The organism is Aquabacterium sp. A08, from assembly GCF_011742065.1.
This window is the reverse complement of record NZ_JAAQQT010000647.1, coordinates 1-8,682: the sequence shown is the minus strand read 5'-3', so window position 1 is coordinate 8,682 and position 8,682 is coordinate 1. Positions and strand designations below refer to the sequence as shown.

The 8,682-nt window shown below is 61.7% G+C and carries 8 protein-coding genes; 2 read left to right on the top strand and 6 right to left on the bottom strand.

From position 1 onward, the window contains the following. Both HA630_RS14650 and HA630_RS14645 read left to right on the top strand, forming a co-directional pair. Positions 1-315 (top strand): LexA family transcriptional regulator (locus HA630_RS14650; protein ID WP_166835582.1); only part of this gene is annotated, 315 nt, incomplete at its 5' end. A 28-nt stretch (positions 316-343) separates the two neighbouring features. Next, positions 344-1,675: a Y-family DNA polymerase gene (locus tag HA630_RS14645; protein ID WP_166835580.1), complete on the top strand. Its 1,332-nt coding sequence runs from the start codon at positions 344-346 to the stop codon at positions 1,673-1,675. Between the two features lie 387 nt (positions 1,676-2,062). Here HA630_RS14645 and HA630_RS14640 read toward each other — a convergent pair whose 3' ends face one another. The 6 genes from HA630_RS14640 to HA630_RS14615 all read right to left on the bottom strand — a co-directional run. Next, positions 2,063-2,779: an ABC transporter ATP-binding protein gene (locus HA630_RS14640; RefSeq protein ID WP_166835578.1), complete on the bottom strand. Its 717-nt coding sequence runs from the start codon at positions 2,777-2,779 to the stop codon at positions 2,063-2,065. A gap of 10 nt (positions 2,780-2,789) precedes the next feature. Beyond that, positions 2,790-3,992, bottom strand: a complete 1,203-nt coding sequence (locus HA630_RS14635) for an ABC transporter permease (protein WP_166835576.1) — start codon at positions 3,990-3,992, stop codon at positions 2,790-2,792. After that, positions 3,989-5,182 (bottom strand): efflux RND transporter periplasmic adaptor subunit, encoded by a 1,194-nt coding sequence (locus HA630_RS14630; protein WP_166835574.1) that lies wholly within the window; start codon positions 5,180-5,182, stop codon positions 3,989-3,991. Before HA630_RS14630 ends, HA630_RS14635 begins: the two co-directional genes overlap by 4 nt. Before the next feature lie 14 nt (positions 5,183-5,196). Continuing rightward, entirely contained in the window at positions 5,197-5,817 is a 621-nt protein-coding gene (locus HA630_RS14625; protein ID WP_166835572.1) for a TetR/AcrR family transcriptional regulator, read from the bottom strand. A 228-nt stretch (positions 5,818-6,045) separates the two neighbouring features. Next, the gene (locus tag HA630_RS14620; RefSeq protein WP_166835570.1) at positions 6,046-6,429 is read right to left on the bottom strand and encodes a DUF4124 domain-containing protein; all 384 of its coding nucleotides are present in this window, start codon (positions 6,427-6,429) and stop codon (positions 6,046-6,048) included. A 75-nt stretch (positions 6,430-6,504) separates the two neighbouring features. Continuing rightward, positions 6,505-8,682 (bottom strand): UvrB domain 3-containing protein (locus HA630_RS14615; RefSeq protein ID WP_166835568.1); only part of this gene is annotated, 2,178 nt, incomplete at its 5' end.

The window sequence follows — 8,682 nt, the reverse complement described above, 5'->3', positions numbered from 1 at the left end:
GTCGATCTGGTCGAGCAACTGGGGCTGAACGAGCCGTCCACCTTCCTGGCCCGGGTGCGCGGTCTGTCGATGATCGGCAAGGGCATCGACGACGGGGACCTGCTGGTGGTCAACCGGCTGATCGAGGCCAAGCACGGCCAGACGGTGGTGGCGGTGGTGGACAACGAGCTGACCTGCAAGACGCTGTACCAGCGCGGTGGAATGGTCAAGCTGCAGGCGGCCAACCCGGACTTCCCCGACATCCTGCTCAAAGACGGGCAGACGCTGGTGATCTGGGGCGTGGTGGTCTCGGTGGTCAAGCGCATGCCGGTGTGAGCGGTCTGCACTGCTTGTTCGCCACGCCATGGCTCCGCCTGTCTTTGCCCTGCTCGATGGCAACAACTTTTACGCCTCCTGCGAGCGGGTTTTTGATCCCCAACTGGTCGGCCGCCCAGTGGTGGTGCTGTCCAACAACGACGGCTGTGCGATTGCCCGCAGCGAAGAGGCCAAGGCCCTAGGCATCAAGATGGGGGCACCCTGGTTCAAGATCCGGCATCTGGAGGCCGAAGCGGATCTGATCGCCCTGTCGGCCAACTTCGAGTTGTACGGGGACATGAGCCACCGGATGATGACCATGGCCGAGACGCTGGGCTGTGGCCAGGAGGTCTATTCCATCGACGAGTGCTTTCTGGACATGACGGGCATCCCGGGCGCCACCGAACGGGCACGACGGAAGCAGGCGGAGATTCAACGGGGCATCGGGATTGCGACCTGCATCGGGATGGGGTCGAGCAAGACGCTGGCCAAGCTGGCCAACCACATTGCCAAGAGTGCCGACCGCAAACCGGGGAGCTACCCGGTGCAGTTGGGCAAGGTGTGCAACCTGGCGGAGATGACAGACAGGCAGCGGGACTGGTTGTTCAAACGCACCGAGGTGGGTGAGGTCTGGGGCGTGGGTCCGCGCATCGCCAGGCAGTTGCAGGCCGGAGGCGTTCATACCGTGCTGGACTTGAAGCGGCTGGACCCGGCGACCGTCAAGCGCAGCTGGTCGGTGGTGCTGGAGCGCACGGTGCGTGAACTCAACGGCATCGCTTGCCTGGAGCTGGACGATCAACCCGCGCCGAAGCAGGAGATTGCCTGCACCCGCAGTTTCGGGGAGAAGGTCACCGAGTTGGTCGAACTCCGACAGGCGGTGACGGAGTTTGCCAGCCGGGCGGCGCAGAAGCTGCGGGGCCAGGGCAGCCTGGCGGGTGCGGTGCTGGTGTTTGTGCGCACCAGTCCGTTTCGGCCCAACGATGCGCAGTACGCACGCTCCATCACCCTGCCTTTGCGGCTGCCAAGTTCAGACACGCTGCGGATCACGGACGCCGCGCTGCGCGGTTTGCAGGCGATCTTCCGGCCGGGGTTCAACTACGCCAAGGCGGGGGTGATGCTGCTGGACCTGCAGACCAAGACGGCGGGCCAGCAGGAGCTGGACCTGGGGGACGATGCGCGGGAGACAGAGGTGCGCAACGGGCGCTTGATGGCGGCGCTGGATGCGCTCAACGACCGCTACGGCAAGGGCACGCTCAAGCTGGGGTCGGCGCTGGTGGAAGGCAGGGACGCGGGGCAGCGCAGCCGCTGGGTGATGAAGCAGGAGCGGCGAACGCCTCGGTACACAACGCGAGTGGGTGAGTTGGTGGTGCTGCGGGGCTAGAACACTGCACACTGGATGTCGGGATTGCAGCGTCAAGAGACCTTCGGCCCTGACGACGGGGTTCATTGCACAGGCTATAGACCGGTCATCGACGCGGCCAAACGGTGACTGCGCCGAGCGACCGGTTCAGAGGGTGCTGCTGCCATTGGCTGCGACGAAAACGTTTCGCACTGCCAGATGTCTGCTTGCCTGGGTTGCCGATTCACCCAACAGACCCAAAGCGGTCTTCACTGTGAACCGGCCCCTGACTCAGACGTTGCGTGATCAGATCATTGGTCCCGCAGTGGGTATCAGCCCGCAGATCACAAATCAGCCTTTGACGCGGCGGATCAGCGCCCAGCGCTAGTGACCGGTGCAGAGGGTACTTCTGCAGTTGAGGACGTGTACCTAATTAAGTGCGCGTCCCTCGCCATGTTCCTCCACCGTTTGACCATCGCGGATGTGGTAGATCCGCTTGAAGGTCGGGATAATTTTCTCGTCGTGGGTCACTACGATGATGGCAGTCTGCGCCTGACGGGCCATGTCATTGAGGATGCGCACCACGGCCAGGGCGCGTTCGCTGTCCAGTGGCGCGGTCGGCTCGTCAGCCAGAATCACTGGCGGCTTGTTGGCCAGCGCTCGAGCAATTGATACCCTTTGCTGTTCACCCCCGGAAAGCTGTGCTGGCTCAGCTTTGGCGCGATGTGCGACATCCAGAGCATTCAGCAATTCAAGTGCACGTTGCCGTGCCTGGACATTGGGCACACCTGCAAGCATGGGCAGTAGGGCTACGTTGTCAGTTACGTCCAGGAACGGGATCAGGTAGGGTGCCTGAAACACAAAGCCGATACGGTCACGGCGCAAGGCGCGCAGATCAGGCGTTTTCCAGCCATCGTCATAAATGACTTCGTCGCCCAGCGTCATGCGACCGGACGTGGGCTCAATGATCGCCCCCAGACATTTGAGCAAGGTGCTTTTGCCGGAGCCCGAGGGCCCTACCAGCCCGACCACTTCACCGGGAGCGACCTGCATGTTGACGTTCTTCAGCGCCTCAACCGCCATGTCGCCATGACCGTAAACCTTGCGCAGATTTTCGATGCGAATGCCACCTGCTTGCTTGATCATTTCAGGGGCCTCAACTGATGGCTTGTGCAGGATCGACACGCAAGGCAACACGGATCGCCAATGTGCTGGCCAGCGCACAAATGAGCATGGTGGCGCCAAAGCCAACCACCGCGTCCTGCGTGAGCAACAGCACGAACTTGGGAAACACCGGTGCCCAGATCGTTGCGGCTACCTTGCCCACCACAAAACCGATCACACCCAGGCCCAGCGCCTGCTGGAGGATCATCGCCGCGATGGTGAGGTTGCGGGTGCCGATCAACTTGAGCACAGCGATCTCACGGATCTTGCCCAGCGTCATGGTGTAGATGATGAAGGCCACAATCGCCGCGCTCACCACAGCCAGAATGACCAAAAACATGCCGATCTGTTTGGCCGAGGTGGCGATCAACTTATCCACCAAGATGTCCTCCATGTCCGCACGGGTGAACACGGTCAGGTGCTTCCAACGTTGGATCGGCTCGGCCACGCGTTCAGCGCTCCAACCATTGGCCACCCGCACCAGCACGGCATTGACGTTGCGGCTGCTGGTCTGCAAGTTCTGCACCGCATCGAGCAAACCCGGCACTGCAGGTCGGTTGAAGGCTGGATTGGCAGCTGTGCGCACACGGTCGTTCACGATGGCGTCGTTGTCCTTGAGGAACTGTGCTTCCTGAGCGTCCTTGATCGGGATGAAGACCATCGGGTCACCGCCGGACGACACCATGCGGCGTGTCAGGCCCACCACCTCGTAGGTGTGGCGCCGGATTTCCACCCGGTCCCCCAGCGAGAGTCCGGTCTTAACATCAGCCACCGCCTCGTAATGGCTGCGCGCGAGATGCCTGCCCGCCAACAAATGGCCAGGTTGCCCGGGCAGGCCGGCGGCACCCGGTTCGATCCCGACCACCATGGCCCGAGCCTCTTTACCTCCCACCGTCCTGACCTGCATGGTGAAGTAAGTGATGTTGGCCGCCATGGCCACGCCGGGCATGCCCGCAATGCTGCGCACCACATCGTCCTTGAGACTGGATGATTCGGCATAAGGTCCCTGCGTGTCCTTTTGAACCACCCAGAGGTCGGCACCGGTGTTGTTCAACAAAGCTTGGGCATCGTCGACCATGCCGCGAAACACGCCAGCCATGGTCAATGTCACGCCAATGAGCAAACCCAGCCCCAGACCGGTGAGCACAAACTTGGCCCAACTGTGCTGAATGTCGCGCGCCGCCAGGCTGATCATGGCAGCGCCTTTTTGACCAGAGCGTCCACCACCTTGAAGCGAGCCCCGGTCGACAGCGGCTTGTCGCTGTACACCACCACCGTGTCACCCGAGGCCAGTCCGCTGAGTGCCTGCACGCGGCCGTCCAGGCTGGACACACCCCACTGCACAGGAACGAAGTCCAGTGCGCCGTCTTTCAGGCGCCACACTCCCGAGCGACCCTGGTGCGTTTGCACACTGGCCTGAGGTACCACAGGAGCCTGCTCAGTCGGTTGCAGCTTGAGCGTGACCTCTGCCATCTCACCGATCGACAGCGATGCAGGCATTTGATCGAACGTCACTTGTGCGATCCGCTCCTCGGTCACTGCGTCGGCCAGCAGCTCCACCCGCTCCACCTTACCGGCCAGCACCTGCTGCGCACGGGAGCGCAACACGATCTGGGCTGGCAAGCCGACCGCCAGCCCGCTTGAACGGGCCTGGTCCACCCGAAGTTTGACCCAGAGGCCCCCAGGGTTGGCCAGTCTGATCACGGGTTGGCCAGCGACGACCGTGCTGCCCGGTTCGGCATCTCTGCTGGTGACGACCGCATCGGCCGGTGCGATCAATCGGGTGTTCTGTCTTTGCTGCACGCTCGCTGCACGCTCGGCCTGCAGTCGCTGGGCATCCTGGCGGGCCGCCTTCACGTTGGCCTGAGCGGCCTCGTGAGCGGCCTGCGCAGACAGCAACTCCTGCTCGCGCCCCTCCAGTGCAGACGGGCTGATGAAGTTCTGCCGAGCCAATTCCTTTTGCCGGTTCAGATTGGTGGTTGCCAACTCGCGCCGGGCTTTGGCGTCTGCCAGTTGAGCCTGTGCTGCCTTTTGAACGCTGACCGCCTTGGACAGCGCGGCATCTTGCGCCTGCAGGCGTTGGTCCAGATCCACCGGGTCCATCTCGGCCAGCAACTGTCCAGCCTTGACCGCCTGCCCCGCATCGACATGCACCCGCAATACGCGCCCCGCCACCGTGGGGCCCATCAGCCAACTCTGGCGCGCTTCCACACTGCCAATGCCGAACACCGAGGGCGTCAGGCTTTCACTCTTGACTTGTGTCACTGTGACTTGGGTCGGGGCAAGTGGCCCCATGCGAGTCGCTACGTATCCCAGCGCCGCAATCACGATCGCCGCGCTGATTGCGATCAAGACCTGTCGCTTGTTGATGTTGGAGAGTGTCATCGGCGCTTCTTTCGTCAGGTTGTAGGCTTTGGCAACAGGCCTGCCTCGTAGAGTTTGAACACGGCCTTGCCCTGTCGTGCCAGACCATGGAGATTGCCTGTGACCAGAGACTGCATGACCAGACCCTGAACCGCCCCCATAAAAAGGACGACTGCGGACGGGAGATCCACATCGTTTGCCAGCAAGCGTTCTTCGCGAGCCTGATCCAGCAGTTGAGTCACCACAATCCGGTAGTCGGCCATCAGTTGCTGCACCCTGCTTTTGAGCGGTGTGGGCTTGGCATGCTGCAACTCTTGAAAGACAAGTCGGGGAACACCAGGAAACTGCTCAACAAAACTGATGTGGGCCAAGAAGACAGCACGCAGTGCCTGCAAGGCATTGTCCTGCCGTGCTTGCGCCGCTTGCATGAGCCGCTCCATCAACGACTGGTGCGCCCAATCAAGAACAGCCAGCCAGATGGCCTCCTTACTTTCAAAATGCTTGAAGACGCCCCCTTGGGTGATGCCGATGGCCAAGGCCAGGTCACCCGTGGTGATTTCGGCCGGGCTGCGTTGCGCGGCCAATCCCAAGGCCGCCTGAACCAGTTCTGTCTGGCGGTCTTCGGTTTTGAGTCTGATCCGTATGTTGGCAGTCATTGAATAAGTAATTTATGAATTACTTTATCATGATTTCCAATCGTCTGTGGGTCAATAGCACCAGTAGGTTCGGCACCGGACCGGTCGTACGTGATCCGATCGTTTGAAACGAGCGCCAGCGACCGGTGTCTGTTGTACTGCTGTCATCTGGGTCGTCATCTGCCGAATGGCCGGTATTCACCGCGGCCACGAACCGACCCAGCAGCCGCGAATGTCTCTTGCCAGCCTTTAGCCGCCTCTCCCACAGTTCTGCTTGCATCCCAGTTTGAACTGCTCCTGACGGATCGCCAACCGCCGGTCCGTCAATGACCCGGCCTTCTCCGACCGATCCAGCTGCATGCGTTCCTGCCTCAGCTGATGACAGCGATGCAGTGCTACACCTTGCTCCATCCCTCGCTGCTGGGCTTGCTGAATTTGCTTGCTGATGTCTCTCATGACGGCCTCCTGGCTCTGTTGCTTCTGGCCTGACATGGAGTGCATCCCTTCGGTCGGCAGGATGTCAACCTCTTTGCCGTTCGCACAGGGTCGGTCCGTGTAAACGCCATTGCACAGGTAGACCGGCTGCTGCGCCCCAACAGTGCCTGCTACGGCCAGCAGGAAGGTTGCCAGCATGGGTAGATGGTGCTTCTTCAATCGCTTCTCCCTGCTTATCGTCATCTACAGCTCGAGCCTGTCGGGATAGAGCGATCACCGCACCACCCTGAACAAATCCCCCCCACTGTCCCGCTTCAGCAGCTCATAGACGACATCCAGGAACACGCCACGCGTGCTCTCATCGCTCAGCAACTTCGTCGCCATGGCCTGGTGGCTCTGCATGGCGCCCACGATGATCTGCACCGCCGCTTGCGGCAGGTTGGCTTTCATGGCCTGTTCTTTGGTGTTGTTTTGCACTTGGGCCATCACCACGCCATCACCACGCAGCTTTTCTGACACGTGCACCGCCAGGGCCACCTTGTCGGTGGCGTCGCTGATGCCATCGCCAAAGGCGTTGTTGAGTTTTTCCACCAGTTCGGCGAGGTAGGCTTTCTGCGTGTCCTTGGGGTCGCGCAAGCCGTTTTCGGTGATGGGGTCCAGGGTAGGGGTTTCGCCTTGTGGCGCCACGCCGCTGAGCTGGTTGCCCTGCTTGAGGCGGTAGTGCGTCAGCATCAAGCCGGCCAGATCCACCTGGTCGGCGCCTATGCCGTGCAGGCGCTTCCTCAGCAAGCGGGCAAAGCCGGCAAAGGCTTCCAGGTCCGGGTCACCAAAGTCCAGCAACTGGGCCGCGTACTCATAGTTGCGCACGAATTTCGAGAGGCTGCCGCTGAAAATCATCAACTGATCGCGCTCGCGGGACGCTTCCGCACGGAAGGCGTCGGCCTCGTTCTGGCCCACCACGTTGCCGTCGGCCTTGGCCTGCTCCCAGGCCTTTTCCCACTTGTCGATCTCTTTGGTCAGCCCGTCCAGCTTCTTGTTGAATCGGTCGGTGGCGGGCTGGGTGATGGTGTAGAGCTTCTCGTGGGTGCAGTGCTTGCCGACGATGGCTTCGGCAAAGTTCTCCACTTCCTTGGGCTCGTAGATGTGTGCCGCGTCCAGGGACTTCTTGAGGTCGTAGACCACGTTGGCGTCCTGCACGTCGGACACCTGGGCATCGCGGTAGTAGGTCTTGAACGCCGCCAGGATCTCTTCGGCCTTGTTCACGAAGTCGATGACGAAGGTCTTGTCCTTGCCAGGATAGGTGCGGTTCAGGCGCGACAGGGTCTGCACCGCTTCCACGCCTGAGATCTTCTTGTCCACGTACATGGCCACCAGCTTGGGCTGGTCAAACCCGGTCTGGAACTTGTTGGCCACGATCATCACCTGGTACTCCGGCGTGTCGAACGCCTTGCGCATGTCACGGCCACGCAGGTTGGGGTTCAGGGTGATTTCGTCGAATTGGTGGTCCTTGGGCAGCTCTTCGGCGATCAACACGCCGGTTTGCTTGTCCTGGTTGGGCACGTCACCGCTGAAGGCCACCATGGCGTGCAGGTCGGTGTAGCCACGCTCGTCGCAATACTTCTTGAGCATGCGGGCGTAGCTCACGGCCGAGGCGCGTGAACTGGTCACCACCATGGCCTTGGCCTGGCCGTTGAGCAGTTGAGCCACGTTGGTGCGGAAGTGCTCGACGATGAGCTTGACCTTCTGGCCCACGTTGGTGGGGTGCAAGGACATCCACTTGGCCAGCGACCGTTTGCCGGACTTTTCATCGACACGCTGGTCTGCCGCCACCGCCATGTCCGAGGCCAGCTTGTAGGCCAGGGAATACGAGGTGTAGTTCTGCAGCACATCGAGGATGAAGCCCTCATCGATGGCCTGCTGCATGCTGTACAGGTGGAAGGGAGCCGGTGGGTTGTCCTTGCTAACGGGCAGTGCCGGATTGAGCGGGCGGCCAAACAGCATCAAGGTGCTGTGCTTGGGCGTGGCGGTGAAGGCGAAGTAGCTGGCGTTGCCGGGTCGCTGGCGGGAGGCCTGCCAGACGGACAGCTTGTCGTACGCGCTGAGCTGGTCCCACTCCTCTTCGCTCTGGCCGGTGAGCACGTAGCGCAGGTCGTCGGCGGTGCTGCCGCCGGTGCTGCTGTGCGCCTCGTCGATGATCACGGCAAAGCGGCGCTCGCGCAGGCTCTGCTCCTTCAAGATGGCCTCTTGGGCATGCGGGAAGGTTTGCAGCGTGCAGACGATGATGGGCGTGCCCGCCAGCATGGCCTGGGCCAGTTGATGGCTCTTGGGCAGGTTGGAAGTATCCCGGTCCACCGCCTTGACCACGCCGGTCTGGTGCTCGATCTGGGTGATGGCGTCTTGCAGCTGCTTGTCCAGCACCTGCCGGTCGGTGACGACGATGACGCTGTGGAA